This is a genomic window from Streptomyces sp. Ac-502, assembly GCF_045222935.1.
Taxonomy (GTDB): domain Bacteria; phylum Actinomycetota; class Actinomycetes; order Streptomycetales; family Streptomycetaceae; genus Streptomyces; species Streptomyces monomycini.
This window is the reverse complement of the sequence record NZ_JBHFFO010000001.1, coordinates 3576658-3595983: the sequence shown is the minus strand read 5'-3', so window position 1 is coordinate 3595983 and position 19326 is coordinate 3576658. Positions and strand designations below refer to the sequence as shown.

Genomic DNA, 19326 nt, shown 5'->3' with positions numbered 1-19326 from the left:
CGAAGGTCACTCGGGGTTGTTCCGGGCTGGTGTTTCCGGTCCCGGTCCCGGTTCCGGTTCCGTCGTGAACGTCGCCGGGGCGTCGAACGCCGCGCGGCGGGTGGCGCGGCGCAGGGCCTTGAGGAGGGTGTGGCCGAGGGTGAGGGTGAGGACGACCGTGACCAGGGCCCGGGGCAGGTCCCAGCCCAGCGAGGTCGCCAGGCAGTAGGCGACGAAGCGGGCCAGATTGTCGGGCAGCGGGTCGCCCGGCACGAACGAGACACCGGTGGCCATACCGCCGATGTAGGGCCAGCCCTGGAGGTTCATGGCCAGGCCGTACAGGACGGCGGAGACCGCGCCGTACACCGCGATCATGGCCAGCTCGCGGCGGCCGCGCAGCCGGTCCGGGCCCGGCAGCAGGCCCGCGCCCATCGCCACCCACCCCATCGACAGCATCTGGAACGGCAGCCACGGCCCCACCCCGCCGGTCAGCAGCGCGGAGGCGAACATCGACACCGAGCCGAGCACGAACCCGAAGCCCGGCCCCAGTACCCGCCCGGACAGCACCATCAGGAAGAACATCGGCTCGATGCCGGCGGTGCCCGCGCCCAGCGGGCGCATCGCCGCGCCCGCGGCGGCCAGCACGCCGAGCATGGCGATGGCCTTCGCGTCCAGGCTGGGCGCCCCGCCCGTCGCGGCGGACGCCGAGGTGTCGGCGATCGTGGCCACGACGACGGCGAGCAGCAGCGGCAGCAGGGCCGCGAACAGCCACGGCGCGTCCTTGGAGTGCGCGAGGCCGGAGGCGGAGTCGGCCAGCAGGGGCCAGCCGAAGGCCATCACCCCCATGACCGAGACGAGGACGAGCGCGGCCACGGCGCGCGGGCCCAGCCGCACCGCCCGTGCCTGCCGGTCCCGGGGAGCGGGGGACGTACGGGTCATGCCGTGGCCTCCAGGGCGTGGGCGACCTGGGGGACGGTGAGCCACGGCAGTGGCGCCAGCACCTTGGAGACCTGCGGTGCGAAGGCGGGCGAGGAGACGACGACCTCGGCGGTCGGGCCGTCCGCGACGACCTCGCCGTCCGCGAGGATGACGACACGGTGGGCCAGCTCGGCGGCCAGTTCTACGTCGTGGGTGGCCAGGACGATCGTGTGCCCCTCGGCGGCCAGCCCGCGCAGCAGCTCCACCAGACGGCCCTTGGCCGCGTAGTCCAGCCCGCGGGTCGGCTCGTCGAGCAGGAGCAGCGGCGGCCGGGCGGTCAGTACGACGGCCAGCGCGAGGGCGAGCCGCTGGCCTTCGGAGAGGTCGCGCGGGTGGGTGCTGTCCTGTACGTCCGGGAGCAGCCGGGTGACCAGGCCGCGGCAGGTGCCGGGGGCGGCGTCCGCGTCGTGGTCGGCGGCGGCGCACTCGGCGGCGACGGTGTCCGCGTACAGGAGGTCGCGCGGCTCCTGCGGTACGAGGCCGACGTGCCGCAGCAGCGTGCGCGGGCCGGTGCGGTGCGGGGTCGCCCCGCCGACGCGTACCGAGCCGGCGGTCGGCTCGTGCATCCCGACGAGGGTGCTGAGCAGGGTGGACTTGCCTGCGCCGTTGCGGCCCATGAGGGCGATCGTCTCGCCGGCGCGGACGGTCAGGCCGACGCGGTGCAGGGCGTCGATCCGGCCGCGCCGTACGGAGAGCCCGACGGTCTCGGCGGCGAGGGGGCTGCCGGAGCCCTCCGGGGCGCGCACGGGCTCTGACCCGGGTGTCACCCCGGCCCGGTGGCGGTCCTCGCGGCGGCGCCACCGCCCGAAGCGCTTACGGGCGGAGCCCCCGTCCTCCGGGCCGGCGTCGGCACCGGCGTCGGCACCGGTACCAAGGCCGGTACCAGGGCCGGCACCGGCACCGGGCGCCCCGGGACCGGCATGCGGCTCCGTCGCCCCGCTTCCCGCCGGCTCCACCCCCGCCAGCCGCTCGCGCAGCGACGACGCCTTGCGGCGGGCGTCGCGTACCGACAGCGGCAGCGGTGACCAGTGGGCGAGCCGGCCCAGGGCCACCACCGGCGGGTGGACGGGGGAGACGGCCATGATGTCGGCGGGCGCGCCGACGACCGGGGGCGAGCCGGGCGCAGGCAGCAGGATGACCTGGTCCGCGTACTGGACGACGCGCTCCAGCCGGTGTTCGGCCAGCAGGACCGTCGTGCCGAGGTCGTGCACCAGGCGTTGCAGCACGGCGAGCACCTCCTCGGCGGCGGCCGGGTCCAGGGCGGAGGTCGGTTCGTCCAGGACCAGCACCTTGGGGTGGGTGGTGAGGACGGAACCGATGGCGACGCGCTGCTGCTGGCCGCCGGAGAGTGTGGTGATGGCGCGGTCGCGCAGGTCGGCGAGGCCGAGGAGGTCCAGGGTCTCCTCGACGCGGCGCCGCATGACGTCCGGGGCCAGGCCCAGTGACTCCATGCCGTACGCGAGTTCGTCCTCGACGGTGTCGGTGACGAAGTGGGCGAGCGGGTCCTGGCCGACGGTGCCGACGACGTCGGCCAGTTCGCGCGGCTTGTGGGTACGGGTGTCCCGGCCGGCCACGGTGACGCGGCCGCGCAGGGTGCCGCCGGTGAAGTGCGGCACGAGGCCGCAGACGGCGTTCAGCACGGTGGACTTGCCGACGCCGGACGGGCCGACGAGCAGGCACAGTTCACCTTCGGGCACGGTCAGGTCGACGCCCTGGACGGCGGGCTCCGCCGCGTCCCCGTAGGTGACCGACACCTGGTCGAAGCGGATCACTGAGGGGACTCCTTCGTGTGCGGCGCGCCCGGCGCCGGAGACTTCCTTACTCGTGCCCGCCCGGAGCCCGGTTCTCCCGGCACGGGTCCCGGTGCGGCCCCCGGCCCCGGTACCGCCCCCGGCTCCGCGGCGGCCCCCGCCCCGGACCCGGACCCGGCCCCCGCCCCCGCCGCCCGCATCGGCAGCGGTGCGACGAACGCCGGAAGCAACCCCACCAGCACACCGGCCGCCGGCCACAGCGGCAGGACGGGAGCGGTGAGCGGGACGGCGGGCGGGTGCAGGGCGGCCGGGTCGTAGGAGTTCGCCCAGATCATCAGGGCGGCCACCGCGATGCCGGAGCCCGACACCAGCCAGGCGCGCAGGCCCCACCGGTCGGGCCGGTAGCGGCTGCGCACGGACCGGCGGCCGCCCAGCCACAGCCCGCCGAGGGCCGCGACGAGTCCGGCGAGCAGCACCGGCAGGCCGTACGCGGCTCCGGTGTCGGCCAGCAGCCCGTACGTACCGGCGCAGACCCCGAGCAGGCCGCCGAGGGTGAGTGCGGTGGTGGTGTGCCGTACGGCGGGCGGTACCTGCGCCGTACGGCCGTAACCGCGCGCGTCCATCGCCGCCGCCAGCGACACCGAACGCTCCAGCGCGCCCTCCAGGACCGGCAGCCCGACCTGGAGCAGTGCCTTGACGCCCCGGTCCGGGCGGCCGCGCAGCCGACGCGCCGCGCGCAGCCGCTGGACGTCGGCGACGAGGTGGGGCGCGAAGGACATCGCGACGACGACCGCGACGCCCGCCTCGTACAGCGCCCCCGGCAGGGACTTCAGCAGGCGGGCCGGGCTGGCGAGCGCGTTCGCGGCGCCGACGCAGATCAGCAGGGTGCCCAGCTTCAGCCCGTCGTAGAAGGCGAAGAGCATGCCCTCCGCGGTGACCCGGCCGCCGACGCGCACCCCGCGCGCCCACTCGGGCAGCGGCACTTCCGGCAGCGTGACCAGGGTGTGCGTACCGGGGATGGGCGAGCCCAGGAAGAACGCGAAGACCAGCCGGATGCCGATCACCAGCAGGCCGAGCTTCAGGAACGCGCCGTACGAGCGGGCCCACGGCGCGTCCGTGCGGCGCGCCGCGACGACGTACCCGGCCACGCCGATCAGCAGGCCCAGCAGCAGCGGGTTGGTCGTCCGGGACGCCGCGGTGGCCAGGCCGAGCGCCCACAGCCACCAGGCGCCCGCGTGCAACGCGGTGGAGCGGGTGGCGCGGGGGCGGCGGCGACGCGGGCGCTCATCCGCGACGGCGGCGGGCCTGCCACCCGGCCGCCGCGCCCAGGACGACCACGACGGCGATGCCACTGATCAGTCCGGCGGAGGGGCCGCCCGAATCGTCGTCCGCCGCCTGCTCGCCGGAGGCGGAAGCGCCCTCGGAAGCACCCGGGTCCGGCGCACCGGAAGCGGAACCGGAGCCGGAAGCCTTGTCCGCGCACCCCGCCTTCGGATACCCGGCGATCGCGCACAGCAGCGCGCTCGCGTCGTACCGCAGCGGCTTGGCGACGGCCGCCAGCGCGTCACCGACCGTCCCGTCCTCCGGCAGCCGCGCGCACTCCGTACGGATCGGCGGCGGGTTCTCCCCGGCCGCCGCCTCCGCCTTCGTACCGAAGTCGAGGACCAGGCCGACGCGCTTGGTGCCGTCCTGCGCGGGCGTCTTCCCGCAGATCGCGGCGAAGTCCGCGGCGCGCCGCGGCTTGCCGACCGCCGCCGAGTCGGCGCCGACGGTGAAACGGAAGCCCGCCACGGCGCCGTCCCGGGGGCGGCTGGTGGCCGGCCCCTCGGTCGCGTACGACCAGCCGCCGTCCCCGGAGGCCGGGGCGCCGGCGGCGGGCCCGTCCCAGAAGGACCAGTAGCGGTACTCCTGCGCCTGGGCGGGCGCCGTGCCCAGGCCCGTGACCGTACCGGCCAGGGCCAGGGCGCCGAGGAGGCGGGCGGAGCGGGACCGCGGCGGGCGCATCAGACGTCGCTCTTCTTCCGGCGGCCGCTGAGCAGGAACCCGGCGCCGATGCTCGCCACGAACACGATGCCGAAGATCCACCACACGCCGGAGTTCTGCTCGTCCTGGTCCTGCGCGTCCTTCTCCGGCGCGGCGGACGGCGCGGAGCTGCCGGCCGGCTTGGGGCCGGTGGCGTTCAGCTGTGCGACCAGGTCGGCGCCGCCGAAGGAGCGCGGGTCGGCGCCCGCGGCGTGCGCGGCGAGCACCAGCTGCGCGTACGCGGCCGGGCCGGCCTCCTTGGCCCAGTTCGCGGAGTTCTTCTCCAGCCACTTCAGCGGCGCCTGCGCGGCGTCGCCGTGCGAGCCGGCGGCGAGGGCCACCACGGCGTCGGCGGTGTTGCCGACGTCGGGCTGGTCCTCGGCACCGGGCATCGCGGACTTCAGGTGCCGGCCATTGGCGCCGAGCACCGCGGCCAGGTAGGCGGCGCCGCCCTCGGCGGCCTGCTTCGGGTCGCGCTTCGCGTCCTGGTCCGCCGCGCCACCGTCGCACTTCAGGGGCTTGACCGGCGCGTTGACGTCCTTGCCCGCCGGGTCGACGACGAAGCCGTCGCCCAGCCCGCCGAGCACGGCGGCGGCCGTGGCGTCCGCGTTCGGGGCCAGCTTGCCGTCCTTGGGCTGGAAGGCGAACGCGCCGCGCTCCCCTCCTTCGCGTCGCAGCCGAGCTGGAAGGTGACCAGCGCGTCGTACGGGGACTTGCCGCCCTTCCGCACGGACTCCGGCTTCTGCCCCGCCGCCTTGAGCGCGCCGATCACCACGGAGGTGGAGTTGGCGTCACTGGGCGAGCCGCCCATCGAGGGCCAGCCGCCGTCGTCGTTCTGTACGGACTTCAGCCACTTCACGGCCTTCTGCACGGCGTCGTCGTGCCCGCCGAGCGCGGCCAGCGCCTGTACCGCGGCGGCCGTCTGGTTGGTGTCCCGCATCGTCTTGTCGTCGCACGCCTTGGCCGGGTCGGCGCGGTAGGCGCTGAAGGCGCCGTCGGAGCACTGCTGCCCGGCGAGCCAGTCGACGCCCGTCACCGACGGACGCACCCCGACGGTGCGCTGCGCGAGGAGGGCGAGCGACTGCCGCCACACGCCGTCGAACTGCGGGTCCTTGCTGCCGTACAGCCCGTCGGGCAGCTTCGACGCCTGCGCGGCGGGCGCGGGGAGTCGGCGGCCGCCACGGGGGCACCGGCCGCGCACAGCACGGCGGCCCCCGCCAGCGCCGCGGCGGCGCGGCGCGCCAGGGCGGCGAAGGTGGGGGCCGTGGAAGCCCTGGGAGCCAGGGAAGCCTGGGAAGCCGTGGTGGCCATCGGGTCGGTGCCTCTCGGATCAGGTCGCTGCGGTGGGTCCGCGGTGGGCCGGTGATGGGTGCCGCGGTGGACGCGCAGCCGCACTCGGACGCCCCGCCGCCCGCCGGTCGGTGACCGGCCGCGGTGGCACCGGGCTCAGCTCCGCATACCTCGACGGTGCCGCGCACCGGCCGTCCGCGCGAGGAGGCGCGGCCTTCCGGTGGCGGGAGCCTTGGTCGTGCCCCAGCGGGTGCTCCGGCTCGCCGGGCGTACGGTGCCGTACGCGTCGGATCACGGTTGCGGGTCAGCGCCGGATTTCCACCGGCTTCCCCCGATCGGGCACAGGATGAAATTGTCTCGCACACCTTAACCGGCGGGCCGGGGAGCCCCGGGTACGGGCTGGCCGGCAGGTGCAGGCCTCACACCGCCCGGTACGTCACCGGCTCCGGCCCCGAGGCCCCCGCTGCTCCCGACGCTCCCACCGCGCCCGGAGCCCCCGGCACCGCCTCCGCCAGCCCCAGCCGCACCAGCCGCCGCAGATGCGCCTCCGCCTCCGCGACCGCGATGGTGCGCGACGCGTACGGGATCCGCTCCCACGGCCGGTTCCACTCCATGGCTTCGGCGAGCTGCCACGGCGTACGGGGTACGGCGAGCAGCGCGCGCAGCCCGGCCAGCCGCTCCTCGTGGTGGGCGAGCAGCTCGCGGACCCGGCCGGCCGCGTCCGTGAACGCGTGCTGGTGGGCGGGGAGCACCTCCGCGGGCGCCAGCCGGGCGACGCGTTCCAGGGAGGCCAGGTAGTCGCCGAGGGGGTCGGCGGGCGTCGCGTCGTCCGGGTCCTCGTAGAGCCCGATGTGCGGGCTGATGCCCGGCAGCAGGTGGTCGCCGGAGAAGAGCCGGCCGTGGCCGGGCCGCTGGGCCGGATGCTCCTCCTCCAGGTGCAGGCACACGTGGCCGGGCGTGTGGCCCGGTGTCCAGACGGCGCGCAGCCGGCGGCCGGGCAGGTCGAGGAGGGCGCCGGGTTCGATCGGGCGATCGGGCAGCGCCGCCCGCTGCCCGGGGAGATCACGTACCGGTCCCTTGGCGCGCACCTGACGCAGGGGCGCCAGGTGGCTGTCGGGCGCGCCGGCCGCGGTCAGCTTGGCGATGAGGTGGTCCAGCCACCGGCCGGGTTCGGTCTCCCGGGTGCGGCGTACGACGGCGGCGTCCGCCGCGTGCATGGCGATCCACGCGCCGGACGCCTCCCGTACGCGGGCGGAGAGGCCGTGGTGGTCGGGGTGGTGGTGCGTGATCAGGACCCCGTGCAGGTCGGTGACGTCGAAGCCGCAGGCGGTGATCCCGGCGGTCAGGGTGTCCCAGGCGTCCGGGTCGTCCCAGCCGGTGTCCACGAGGACCGGGCCGCGGCCGGTCTCCAGGAGGTGGACGAGGGTGTGGCCGAGCGGGTTGTCCGGGATGGGGACGGCGATCGACCACACACCGCCCCGGTGGTCGGTCACCCGGGGCCCGGTCTCCGCCGCCCCCGTACGGGCCGCTGCCGTCATCCGCCGCACCTCCGCTTCCGCGCGGACGCGCCGCGCCCCCGTACGAGCCACCGTGCCACCGGGCCGGAACCCGAACCGGGCCTCCGAGCCGGGACGCCGTGCCGGGCCCTGGACCGGGCCGCCGTGCTGGCCCCCGAACCGAGCCTCCGTGCCCAGCATTGCCCAGCATAACTAGAACTGATATCAGTCCTGATGCAGCGTCAGGAACTTTCCGCACGGCTCCCGTACACGACCACCCACCGTCCGACCCGCAGGAGGCGGCAGCCATGAGCGCACTCGTCGAGTACGAACAGCTCTACATCGGCGGCGAGTTCACCGACCCGGCCGGCGGCGGCACCATCGAGGTGGTCTCGCCGCACACCGAGCAGGTCATCGGCCGGGTGCCGCACGCCTCGCGGACCGACGTGGACCGGGCCGTCTCCGCCGCCCGCGCCTCCTTCGACTCCGGGGTGTGGGCGGACACCCCGCTCGCGGAGCGGATCGCGGTGGTCACGCGCATCAAGGACGCCTTCGCCGTACGGAGTGAGGAGATCGCCCGGGTCATCAGCGCCGAGAACGGCACCCCGTACACCTCCGGCGTGCTGGTGCAGGCGCTGGCCGCGATGATGGTGTGGGACGCGGCGCTCACCGTCGCCCGCGACTTCCCGTTCGAGGAGCGCCGGGCCGGTGTGCTCGGGCCGCTGCTGGTGCGGCGCGAGCCGGTGGGTGTGGTGGCGGCGGTGGTGCCGTGGAACGTGCCGCAGTTCACCGCGGCGGCCAAACTGGCGCCCGCGCTGCTGGCCGGCTGTTCGGTGGTCCTCAAGGTGTCGCCCGAGACGCCGCTGGACGCCTACCTGCTGGCGGACATCGCGAGCGAGGCCGGGCTGCCACCGGGCGTGCTGTCCATCCTCGCGGCGGACCGGGAGGTGAGCGAGTACCTGGTCGGGCACCCGGACGTGGACAAGGTGGCCTTCACCGGGTCGGTCGCCGCGGGCAAGCGCGTCATGGAGGTCGCGGCGCGCAACCTGACGCGGGTGACGCTGGAACTGGGCGGCAAGTCGGCCGCCGTGATCCTGCCGGACGCCGACCTGGACGCCGCGGTGGCGGGCATCGTGCCGTACGCGTACCTGGTCAACGGGCAGGCGTGCATCGCGCAGTCGCGCATCCTGGCGCCGCGCGAGCGCTACGACGAGATCGCCGAACGCTTCGCCGCCGCCGCGTCCGCGCTGCGCGTGGGCGACCCGCTGGACCCGGCGACCGAGATCGGCCCGCTGGTTGCCCGGCGCCAGCAGCAGCGTTCGCTGGACTACATCGCCCTCGGGCAGCGCGAGGGCGCCAAGGTCCTCACCGGCGGCGGGCGGCCGAAGGGCCAGGAGACCGGCTGGTACGTGGAGCCGACGCTGTTCGGCGAGGTGTCCAACTCCATGCGCATAGCCCGGGAGGAGATCTTCGGCCCGGTGATCTGTCTGCTGCCGTACGAGAACGAGGACGAGGCGGTCCGCATCGCGAACGACTCCGACTACGGGCTCTCCGGCTCGGTGTGGACCGCGGACACCGCGCACGGCATCGACATCGCCCGGCGGGTGCGGACCGGTACGTACTCCGTGAACACCTTCAGCATCGACATGCTCGGCCCCTTCGGCGGATATAAAAACTCCGGGATCGGGCGGGAATTCGGGCCCGAGGGCTTCGGCGAGTACCTGGAGCACAAGATGATCCATCTGCCGGCGGAGGGGTGAGGGACGGTATGAGCGGTACGGACGGCAAGGGCGGGAAGGGCGCGGCGGCCGGGCCGGAAGGGCCCCGCTGGCGCGTGGCGGTCGACCGGGGCGTATGCATCGGCTCCGGCCTGTGCGTGGCCACCGCGCCCGGCGGTTTCGCGCTGGACGCGGCCCGCCAGTCGCACCCCGTACGGCCCGAGTGCGAGGCGTCCGACGACGTGCTCGCGGCGGCCGAGGGCTGCCCCGTCGAAGCGATCTCCGTGACGGACGCCGCCACGGGGGAGGCCGTCTTCCCGCCCGAGGAGTGAGCGCCGCGCGGTACGGGTGCGAGGCCCGCGCCCACCGGTGCGTACCGTCGGTAACCCGTGAACTTCTCACGGTGATCTCGTGACATCTGCGACTGTTAACACTCCCCGGCGGCGTGGAACTCTCTGAGCCACGCCGCCGAGGGGGAGACGATGGACAAGCGGTACGAGGTTTACTGTCTCGCCGACAGATTCTTCTACGAGACCCCGGACCGACTGTCCGCCGGAACCGGAGCCGCGTCGGGCCGCGGCCCCCTGTACGAAGCGGCCCAGCGCGCAGTCCCCGAAGGGTGGCGGTGTTTCCTCTCCGGGGACTGGCTCCACGTCAACCCGGTCGACGCCGGAGGACAGCCGCTTCCCGGACTGCCCCCGCAGGGCTGGAAGATCCACGTCTCGGCCTGTACCGACAACGCCGAGAAGATGGCGTCCCAGGTGTGGGACTACTGCGTCGCCCGACTGATCCCGTTCAAGTTCGTGCCGGGTCCGCGGCCGCTGCACCTGCGCAACTCCAAGTACGCCGACCGCGGTTCGAGCGGCAAGTTCGCCACCATCTACCCGTCGGACGAGCAGCAGCTGCACACCGTCCTGCGGGAACTGGGCGCGCTGCTGGCCGGCGAGCCGGGCCCGTACATCCTCAGCGACCTGCGCTGGCAGGACGGCCCCTCTACGTGCGGTACGGCGGCTTCACCCGGCGCTACTGCGTCGACGAGCACGGCAACCTGGTCGGCGCGGTCGAGAACGCCGACGGCAAGCTGGTCCCCGACCGGCGCGAGCCGCGGTTCCACGTACCGGAGTGGATCGAGCTGCCGGACTTCCTCGCCCCGCAGCTCGCCGCCCGCAACTCCACCACCGTCACCGACCTGCCGTACCAGATCGAGTCGGCGCTGCACTTCTCCAACGGCGGCGGCGTCTACCTCGGCCGCGACCGGCGCACCGGCGACAAGGTGGTGCTCAAGGAGGCCCGCCCGCACGCCGGGCTGGCCGCCGACCGCGCCGACGCCGTCACCCGCCTGGAGCGCGAACGGGCCGCCCTGGAGAAGCTGTCCGGACTCGGCGTCGCGCCGGAGGTCCGCGACTGGTTCACCCTGGACGACCACCGCTTCCTGGTCATGGACTTCCTGGAGGGGCGCACCCTCAACGCGTTCTTCGCCGAGCGGCACCCGCTGATGGGGCCGACGCCGGAGCCGTCCGCGCTGGCCGACTACACGCGGTGGGCGCTGGGCGTCCACGCGGCGGTCGAGGACGTGGTGGCCGCCGTGCACCGCCGCGGCGTCGTCTTCAACGACCTGCACATGTTCAACATCATGGTCGCGCCCGACGAGAGCGGCGTGAAACTCCTGGACTTCGAGGCGGCGGCGGACGCCGGCGAGGCGCAGCGGCAGACGCTGGCCCATCCGGGCTTCATCGCCCCCGCCGACCGCACCGGCTTCGAGGTGGACCGCTACGCGCTCGCCTGCCTGCGGCTCGCGCTGTTCCTGCCGATGACCACGCTGCTGGTGATCGACCGGGACAAGGCCGCGCACCTCGCCGAGATCGTGGCGCACGAATTCCCCGACGTACCGGCGGAGTTCCTGGCCGAGGCGGTGGACGTGATCCAGGGGACACCGGGGGCCGACGGGTCCGCGGCGGCGGCGCCCGGCGCGGCCGCGCCGGTGACGGCCCCGCCCGCCAAGCGCCGTACCGGCCCCGCGCCCTACCTCCCCGCCGAACCCGCCGACTGGCCGCACAGCCGCGACGCGATGGTCGCCGGCATCCTGGCCTCGGCCACCCCCGAACGCACCGACCGGCTCTTCCCCGGCGACATCGCCCAGTTCACGGACGGCGGCGGACTGGGGATCGCGTACGGCGCCGCCGGCGTCCTGTACGCGCTCGCCGAGACCGGTGCCGGGAGGTACGGGGAAGGCGAGGAGTGGTTGTTGCGGCAGACCGCCCCGCCTCCTCCCGGCACCTCGCTGGGCTTCTACGACGGACTGTCCGGCGTCGCCTGCGTACTGGACCGGCTGGGCCACCCCGAGCGCGCCATGGAGCTGATGGAGCGGGTCCTCGCCGAGAAGTGGCACCGCCTCGCCCCCGACCTGCACGGCGGCCTGGCCGGCGTCGGCCTGGCCCTCGACCACCTCGCCCGCACCCGCGGCGAACAGGACCTGCGCGACCGGGCCCTGGAGGCCGCCGGGCACACCGCCGACCGGCTGGACGCCTGCGGAAAGCGGGCCGGCCTGCTGCGCGGCGCCAGCGGTCCCGCGCTGCTCTTCCTGCGGCTGTACGAGTCCACCGGCGACCCGGGCCTGCTCGACCTCGCGGCCGAGGCGCTCCGGCGCGACCTGGCGCGCTGCGTACGGAACAAGAACGGCACCCTGGTCGTCGACGAGGGCTGGCGGACGCTGCCGTACCTCGGCGCCGGCAGCGTGGGCATCGCGGCGGTGCTGGACGACTACCTGGTGCACCGCGCGGACGAGGAGTTCCAGGAAGCGCGGACCGCCATCCTGCCCGCCGCCCGGTCCCGCTTCTACGCGCAGCCCGGCCTCTTCCGCGGCCGCGCGGGATGCGTCCTGCACCTGGCGCGCACGACCACGCCGGGCACCGACCTCGACGGTGCGCTGGCGGCCCAGATCTCCTACCTGGGCTGGTACGCCATGCCCTACCAGAAGCACCTCGCCTTCCCCGGCGACCAGATGATGCGCCTGTCGATGGACCTGGCGACCGGTACGGCGGGCTGCCTGCTGGCCCTCGGTGCCGCGCTGCACGACCGGCCCGTCCAGTTGCCCTTCCTCCCGCCGCCGCCCTCCGCGGAGGTCCGGCGGCCCTGAAGCCGGCCCCGGCCACCGTGCCGGAGCCGTACCACCGGGTGCCACGGGGAGACCCGCCACCCGGAACCGCAGCAACACCCGCAACACAGCACCACCCAGCAACACAGCAGTACAGCAACACCAGTACGACTACGTCCCCATAGTGAGAGGAAAGTGTCATGGCGCTTCTCGACCTCCAGGCGATGGACGCACCCGAGCACGGCGGCGGCGGTGGCGGCAGCGAGGCCAGCCTGCTGCTCTGCTGGAGCGAGGCCAGCATCGTCCTGTGTCTCTGACCTGACCGGTCGGTGACCGCTGCCGGAACGCCTGAACCGGCAGCCCAGATCCGGGACTTGTGATCCGGACGTGCGTGCGGCCCCTGCGCGGGCCGCACGCACACCCCGTCGAGAGGCTGTGACCGTGACCCCCGCCGACCGGCTGCTGGCCGGCGCCCTGCGCCACAGCGCCCTGCGCGCCACCGCGCTCCTGCTGCTCACCGCCGCATCGGCCGGCCTCGGCCTGGCCCTGCCCGCCGCTCTCGGGCGCACCCTCGACCTGCTCCTCGACCACCGGCCCGCGGCCGGCTGGCTCACCTTCTGTGCGGCCCTGACCTGCCTGATCGTCCTGCTGGACGCCCTCGACGGGCTGCTCACCGGCACCACCGACGCCCGCGGCACCGCCTGGGTACGGCGGCGCCTGACCCACCACCTGCTCGCCGCCGGACCGCGCGCCACCGAGCGGTACGGGACCGGCGACCTGGTCACCCGCGTCGTCGGCAACGCCACCCACGCCGGTACCGCGCCCACCGCACTCGCCGCCTCCGTCGCCGCCGTCATCACCCCGGTCGGCGCGCTGGCCGCCCTCGCGCTGGTGGACGTGTGGACCGCCGTCGCCTTCCTCCTGGGCATGCCGCTGCTGGCCCTGCTGCTGCGGGCCTTCGCGCGCGACACCGGCGACTGCGTCGGGCGGTACCAGGAGAGCCAGGGCGACATGGCCGGACGCCTGGTCGAAGCGGTCGGCGGCGCCCGGACCATCACCGCCGCCGGCACCCAGCGCCGCGAGGCCGCCCGCATCCTCGCCCCGCTCCCCGGCCTCGCCGAGCACGGGCACCGCATGTGGCACGTCCTGGGACGGTCCACGGCCCAGGCCGCCATGCTCGTACCGCTGCTCCAGATCGCCGTGCTGTGCGTGGCGGGCGTCCGGCTGTCGCAGGGCGCGCTGACCGTCGGCGCGCTGCTCGCGGCCTCCCGGTACGCGGCGCTGGCCTCCGGGATCGGCCAGATCGTCGGCCGGCTGAACAGCCTGGTGCACGCCCGCGCCGCCGCCCGGCGCATCGCGGAGGCCCTGGAGGTGCCCGCGATGCCCTACGGGAGGCGGCAGCTCGGCGCGGGCGGCGGCACGCTGAAGCTGCACGGCGTGACCGTACGGCGCGGCGACCGTGCCGTACTGCGCGGCCTGGACCTCACCGTGCCCGGCGGCACCTCGCTCGCCGTCGTCGGCCGCTCCGGCACCGGCAAGTCCGTGCTGGCCGCCGTCGCCGGACGGCTGGCCGACCCCGACTCCGGCATGATCACCCTCGACGACGTACCGCTGCGCGACCTGTCGCACGACGCCCTGCGCCGCGCGGTCGGCTACGCCTTCGAACGCCCGGCGCTCCTCGGCACCACCCTCCGCGACACGCTGACGCTCGGCTCGTACGCCCCCGGGCGCGAGGAGGTGGAGGCCGCCGCCGAAGCCGCCTGCGCCGCGCCCTTCATCCACCGGCTGCCCGACGGCTACGCGACCCCGTGCGCGGACGCCCCGCTCTCCGGTGGCGAGCTGCAACGCCTCGGCCTGGCCCGGGCGTTCGCGCACGCCGAGCGGCTGCTCGTCCTCGACGACGCCACCTCCAGCCTGGACACCGTCACCGAGCTGAACGTCACCCGCGCCCTGCTGCACGACGTCAAGGCCGCCACCCGGATCGTCATCGCGCACCGCGCCGCCACCGCCGCCCGCGCAGACCTGGTGGCCTGGCTCGACGACGGGCGGATTCGCGCCCTTGCGCCGCACGCCGAACTGTGGGAGCTGCCCGCGTACCGGGCGCTGTTCGCCACGGCCCCGAAGGAGACCGCGCATGTCTGAAGCCCAGCGGCAGGGGACCGCCCCGGGGATCCCGCTGCGGCGGTCCGGACCGCGCTTCCTCAAGCGGCGGCGTACGGTCCTGGCCCGGCTCGCGGGCTGGTCGCTGGTCGAGTCCGCGCAGACCTTCCTGTTCGGGTTCGCGCTCGCACACGCCCTCGACGACGGGTTCCTGCGCGGCGAACCGGTCGTCGGCGCCGCCTGGCTGGCCGCCGCCGCGGTCTGCGTCGGCGCCGGCGCGTACGGTACGGCCCGGGTCTACGGGGCCGTGGCCGACCTGGTGGAACCGCTGCGCGACACCCTGGTCCGCAAGGTCGTCACCCGCGGGCTGTACGCCCCGGACGGCGCGGCGGTCTCCCGGCTGACCCACCAGGTGGAGATCGCCCGCGACACCTTCGCCGGACTGGTGCTGGTGTCCCGCTCGTTCGTCTTCGTCACCGCCGGCGCGCTGGTCGGACTCTGCTCGCTCGCGCCCGTACTCCTGCTGCTGGTGCTGCCGCCGCTGGTGCTCGGCCTGGCGCTGTTCGCCGGGGCGCTGCGGCCGATGGCCCGCCGGCAGGAGACGTTCCTCGCCGCGGACGAGGCCATCGCGGCGGAGACCGGGACGGCGGTCGGCGGGCTGCGCGACATCACCGCGGCGGGCGCGGAACGGACGGTGGCCGACGCGGCGGGCGAGCGGTTCGACGCCGAAGCGCGGGCGTCCGGCGCCCTGGCCCGCTGGAGCGTGATCCGGGTGCTCGCGCTCGGGATCAGCGGCCGGCTGCCCATCGTCCTGCTGCTGGTCGCCGCGCCCTGGCTGCTGGGCCGGGGCGTGACACCCGGCGCGCTGGTCGGCGCCCTCGCGTACCTCACGCAGTCGCTGCTGCCCGCGCTGCAGAGCCTGATGCACGGGCTGGGCACGGCCGGCACCCGCCTGGGCGTGGTGCTGCGCCGCCTCACCGCCGAACCGGCCACCGGCGCGGCGGACGCCCGCCCGCACCGCACGCCCCGCGACGGACACGCCGTCGAACTCACCGGCGTGACCTTCGCCTACGGCCCGCACGCCGACCCGGTCGTGCGCAACCTGGACCTGGCCGTGCCGGCCGGCGGGCACCTGGCCGTCGTCGGCCCGAGCGGCATCGGCAAGTCCACCCTCGCCGCGCTGGTCGCGGGCCTGCTGGAGCCCGGCAGTGGCGAGGTCCGCCGCCCCGCCACCGCGGACCGGGTGCTCGTACCGCAGGAGGCGTACGTCTTCTCCGGCACCGTACGGGAGAACCTGGCCTACCTGTGCCCCGGCGGCCGGGCCCCGGACGCCGACCTGCTGGCGGCCGCCGCGGAGATCGGCGCGGGCGCGCTGCTGGCGCGGCTGGGCGGGCCGGACGCCACGCTCGCCCCCGCCGAACTGTCCGCGGGGGAGCGCCAGCTGTTCGCCCTGGTGCGCGCCTACCTCGCGCCCGCGCCGCTGGTCGTCCTGGACGAGGCGACCTGTCACCTCGACCCGGAGGCCGAGGCCCGCGCCGAACGCGCCTTCGCGGCCCGGCCCGGCGGCACGCTGATCGTCGTCGCGCACCGCATCAGCTCGGCGCTGCGGGCCGACCGGGTGCTGGTGATGGACGGTACGCACGCCCGTACGGGACGGCACGGCGAACTGCTGCGGCGGTCCGCGCTCTACCGCGAACTGACCGGCGGGTGGGCGCACGAGGAGCCCCCGGCCGCCGCGCCGCTACAGCCAGCCCTCGCCGCGCGAGATGCGGATGGCGTCGACGCGGTTGCGGGCGCCCGTCTTGCGGGTGATGGCGGACATGTAGTTGCGCACGGTCCCGGTCGACAGATGCAGGACGCCGGCGATCTCGGAGACCGAGGAGCCCTCGGCGGCCAGTGACAGCACGCTCAGTTCGCGGCGGGTCAGCGGGATGTCGGCGGCTTGCAGGAAGCCGAAGCCCAGCGATCCGTCGATGAACCGTTTCCCCTCCGCCACCTGCCGTATTCCGGTGGTCAGCTGTACCGGCGAGGCCTCCTTGTCGACGTAGCCGAGGGCCTCCGCCTCGAAGGCCCGGCGCAGCGGTCCGGGCCGGTGCGCCGAGCCCAGCACCAGCAGGGCCGGTGATTTTCCCGGGCCTTTCCCTTTCGCGAGTTTGGATAACTTGCGCAATATGCCCGGCCCGGTGGGCTCCGGGCTCTCCGCGTCCACCACGCAGACGTCGGGGCGCACTGTGCGCACCCGTTCCGCCGCGTCACGGGTGGTGGCGGCGGAGACGTCGATGTCGTTCTCCCGGTCGAGCACTTCTGTCAAAGCCCACCGGAACAGACAGATGTCATGCACGAGTAGCACCCGGATCACTGCAGTCCCCCTCCGAACCCCCGTGTACCGGCACCGTTGCGAGTACCCGGAATTCATACCGGCAATGCCGCTGTCATGGACCCGAAGAATTGGCCAAGCGGGGGGCGTGGGGGCGCGCGTTGGGGGAGTGCGCGCCCCGAATGCGCCTCGTTAGGGGTTACCCGTTCGTAGTCTTCGGGTCGGGTACGCGCCGCGGCGCGGTGAGGTCGATGAGCCGGCAGACCGTCTCGATGTCGATCTTCACCTGGGCGATCGAGGCACGCCCGGAGAGCCAGGTGATCAGCGCCGAGTGCCAGGTGTGCTCGATGACCCGGACGGCGGACAACTGCTCCGGCGTCGGCGCGCCGTCCAGCCCTATCGCGTCCAGGATGATCGCGGTGGTGAGCCGGGAGACGGTGTCCACCTCCGGGCTGACCGAACGGTCGGCGAACGTCAGGGCGCGCACCATCGCGTCCGCCAGCTGCGGCTCGCGCTGGAGCGCCCGGAAGGCCCGCATCAGGGTCTGCGCCACCCGGGCGCCCGGTTCCCGCTCCGTCGGCGGGCGCTTGCGCAGCGTCTCGTGCATGTGCCGCAACTGGTCCTGCATGGTCGCCACGAGCAGGTGCACCTTGGAGGGGAAGTACCGGTACAGGGTGCCGAGCGCGACGTCGGACGACTCGGCGACCTCGCGCATCTGTACGGCGTCGAACCCGCCGCGGCCGGCCAGCCGGGCGCTGGCGTGCAGGATGCGGCGGCGGCGGGCCTCCTGACGCGCGGTCAGGGGAGGACTGGCGGGGAGCGTCGCTCCGGCCGCTGTGGAGTCCGTAGTCATATGTCCCATTCCGTGACAGTCCGCCCGCGGTGCGGCGCGTACCGGTCATGCGATCGGCACAGCATGGCAGGGGCGCAGGTGGTGGCGCGAATCACCTGGTGCCGCTCTTTCCGCCGGGTTTCCGGCCGGTAGATTCGAACCTCCTTGAACTGGTCGGTAGCCCACCGGCCGCCGTGGCCCGTCGGCCGGTCACCGGCCGGCCGCGGCCGAACCGTACTGAAACTTGTTCTAGATTAGCGCCAGCGGTTACGCTCCGGCGAAAGTCCAGCGAGAAGGGGGCCGAGAGTGTCCGCCGAGGCCGTCCAGGCAGCCGCGCAGCACCCCGCCGAGGCCCCCGCCGCCTCCCCGGGTCCGGACGGCGACCGCCCCCTGCGCATCGCCCTGCTGACCTACAAGGGCAACCCGTTCTGCGGCGGCCAGGGCGTCTACGTCCGCCATCTCTCCCGCGAACTGGCCCGCCTGGGCCACACCGTCGAAGTGATCGGCGCCCAGCCGTACCCGGTCCTCGACGACGTGGCCGCCTCCTCCCGGCCGGAGTCCGGGGGCGGCGTCACCCTCACCGAGCTGCCCAGCCTCGACCTCTACCGCCAGCCCGACCCGTTCCGCACGCCCAAGCGCGGCGAGTACCGGGACTGGATCGACGCCGTCGAGGTCGGCACCATGTGGACCGGCGGCTTCCCCGAACCGCTCACCTTCTCGCTGCGCGCCCGCCGCCACCTCGCCGCCCGCCGCGGCGACTTCGACGTCGTGCACGACAACCAGACCCTCGGCTACGGCCTGCTCGGCGACCTCGGCGCGCCCCTGGTCACCACCATCCACCACCCCATCACCGTCGACCGGCAGCTCGACCTCGACGCCGCCGAGGGCTGGAAGCGGCGCGTCTCGGTCCGCCGCTGGTACGGCTTCACCCGGATGCAGAAGCGCGTCGCCCGCCGCCTGCCGTCGGTGCTGACCGTCTCCGGCTCCTCCCGCCAGGAGATCGTGGACCACCTCGGCGTACGGGACGGCCGGATCCACGTCGTGCACATCGGCGCCGACACCGACCTCTTCTCACCGGATCCGTCGGTCCCCGAGATCCCCGGCCGGATCGTCACCACCTCCAGCGCCGACGTCCCCCTCAAGGGCCTGGTCCACCTGGTCGAAGCCCTCGCCAAGGTCCGTACCGGAAACCCCCGGGCCCACCTGGTGGTCGTCGGCAAGCGCGCCGACGACGGCCCGGTCGCCGCCGCCATCGCCCGGCACGGCCTCGGTGACGCGGTCGAGTTCGTCAAGGGCATCAGCGACAGCGAACTCGTGAACCTGGTCCGCGGCGCCCAGATCGCCTGCGTCCCCTCCCTCTACGAAGGCTTCTCGCTGCCCGCCGCCGAAGCCATGGCCACCGGCACGCCGCTGCTGGCCACCACCGGCGGCGCCATCCCCGAGGTCTCCGGACCGGACGGCGAGACCTGCATGTCCGTACCGCCCGGCGACGCGGACGCGCTGGCCGCCGGACTGACCCGGCTGCTCGACGACGACACCCTGCGCCGCCGGCTCGGCGCCGCCGGACGCGAACGCGTCCTCGCCCGCTTCACCTGGCGCCAGGCCGCCATCGGCACCGCCGAGCGCTACCGGGAGGCCATCGCCGTGCAGTCCCGGAGCGGGCGCGCCGCCCGCGGCTCCGCGCCCGCCATCGCACCGTCCCCGGCCGGCCGCGCCTGATGCGCACCGGCCGGGCACCGACCCGCACCA

At 74.8% G+C, this 19326-nt stretch carries 12 protein-coding genes, 3 pseudogenes and 1 riboswitch; of the genes and pseudogenes, 7 read left to right on the top strand and 8 right to left on the bottom strand.

Annotated features, from left to right (window positions below; all coding sequences use genetic code 11):
- Positions 1–6: 6 nt before the first annotated feature.
- The 6 genes and pseudogenes from ACEXOX_RS16200 to ACEXOX_RS16175 form a co-directional block, all read right to left on the bottom strand.
- Entirely contained in the window at positions 7–918 is a 912-nt protein-coding gene (locus ACEXOX_RS16200) for an ECF transporter S component (protein WP_406521423.1), read from the bottom strand.
- On the bottom strand, positions 915–2729 hold the full coding sequence (locus ACEXOX_RS16195) for an ABC transporter ATP-binding protein (RefSeq protein ID WP_406521421.1): 1815 nt from the start codon (positions 2727–2729) through the stop codon (positions 915–917). Before ACEXOX_RS16195 ends, ACEXOX_RS16200 begins: the two co-directional genes overlap by 4 nt.
- Entirely contained in the window at positions 2726–4060 is a 1335-nt protein-coding gene (locus tag ACEXOX_RS16190; RefSeq protein ID WP_406521419.1) for an energy-coupling factor transporter transmembrane component T, read from the bottom strand. Before ACEXOX_RS16190 ends, ACEXOX_RS16195 begins: the two co-directional genes overlap by 4 nt.
- Positions 3993–4712: an SCO2322 family protein gene (locus ACEXOX_RS16185; RefSeq protein ID WP_406521417.1), complete on the bottom strand. Its 720-nt coding sequence runs from the start codon at positions 4710–4712 to the stop codon at positions 3993–3995. The genes ACEXOX_RS16190 and ACEXOX_RS16185 overlap by 68 nt, the downstream gene beginning before the upstream one ends.
- Positions 4712–6041: pseudogene (locus tag ACEXOX_RS16180) on the bottom strand (prenyltransferase/squalene oxidase repeat-containing protein). Before ACEXOX_RS16180 ends, ACEXOX_RS16185 begins: the two are co-directional and overlap by 1 nt.
- 206 nt (positions 6042–6247) lie before the next feature.
- Positions 6248–6382, bottom strand: a riboswitch (cobalamin riboswitch).
- 57 nt (positions 6383–6439) lie between these two features.
- Positions 6440–7558 (bottom strand): MBL fold metallo-hydrolase, encoded by a 1119-nt coding sequence (locus tag ACEXOX_RS16175; RefSeq protein ID WP_406521416.1) that lies wholly within the window; start codon positions 7556–7558, stop codon positions 6440–6442.
- Between the two features lie 266 nt (positions 7559–7824).
- Here ACEXOX_RS16175 and ACEXOX_RS16170 point away from each other — a divergent pair, with 266 nt between their 5' ends.
- From ACEXOX_RS16170 to ACEXOX_RS16145, 6 genes and pseudogenes are all read left to right on the top strand, one after another.
- Entirely contained in the window at positions 7825–9276 is a 1452-nt protein-coding gene (locus ACEXOX_RS16170) for an aldehyde dehydrogenase (protein ID WP_406521414.1), read from the top strand.
- 8 nt (positions 9277–9284) lie between these two features.
- On the top strand, positions 9285–9566 hold the full coding sequence (locus tag ACEXOX_RS16165) for a ferredoxin (RefSeq protein WP_406521413.1): 282 nt from the start codon (positions 9285–9287) through the stop codon (positions 9564–9566).
- A 150-nt stretch (positions 9567–9716) separates the two neighbouring features.
- Positions 9717–12370 (top strand): annotated as a pseudogene (lanKC, locus tag ACEXOX_RS16160) (class III lanthionine synthetase LanKC).
- Positions 12371–12528: 158 nt separating this feature from the next.
- On the top strand, positions 12529–12645 hold the full coding sequence (locus tag ACEXOX_RS16155; RefSeq protein ID WP_063726143.1) for a SapB/AmfS family lanthipeptide: 117 nt from the start codon (positions 12529–12531) through the stop codon (positions 12643–12645).
- A 118-nt stretch (positions 12646–12763) separates the two neighbouring features.
- On the top strand, positions 12764–14470 hold the full coding sequence (locus ACEXOX_RS16150) for an ATP-binding cassette domain-containing protein (RefSeq protein ID WP_406521411.1): 1707 nt from the start codon (positions 12764–12766) through the stop codon (positions 14468–14470).
- Entirely contained in the window at positions 14463–16328 is a 1866-nt protein-coding gene (locus tag ACEXOX_RS16145; RefSeq protein ID WP_406521409.1) for an ATP-binding cassette domain-containing protein, read from the top strand. Before ACEXOX_RS16150 ends, ACEXOX_RS16145 begins: the two co-directional genes overlap by 8 nt.
- Here the strand turns inward: ACEXOX_RS16145 and ACEXOX_RS16140 are convergent.
- Together ACEXOX_RS16140 and ACEXOX_RS16135 are read right to left on the bottom strand one after the other, a co-directional pair.
- Positions 16254–16844 (bottom strand): annotated as a pseudogene (locus ACEXOX_RS16140) (response regulator); the annotation flags it as partial. The gene ACEXOX_RS16145 and the pseudogene ACEXOX_RS16140 overlap by 75 nt on opposite strands.
- 100 nt (positions 16845–16944) lie before the next feature.
- Complete coding sequence (locus ACEXOX_RS16135; RefSeq protein WP_406521407.1) at positions 16945–17598, bottom strand: TetR family transcriptional regulator; 654 nt, start codon at positions 17596–17598, stop codon at positions 16945–16947.
- A 285-nt stretch (positions 17599–17883) separates the two neighbouring features.
- Here ACEXOX_RS16135 and ACEXOX_RS16130 point away from each other — a divergent pair, with 285 nt between their 5' ends.
- A complete protein-coding gene (locus tag ACEXOX_RS16130; protein ID WP_406521405.1) occupies positions 17884–19296 on the top strand; it encodes a glycosyltransferase family 4 protein in 1413 nt (470 codons plus the stop codon).
- Positions 19297–19326 lie beyond the last annotated feature (30 nt).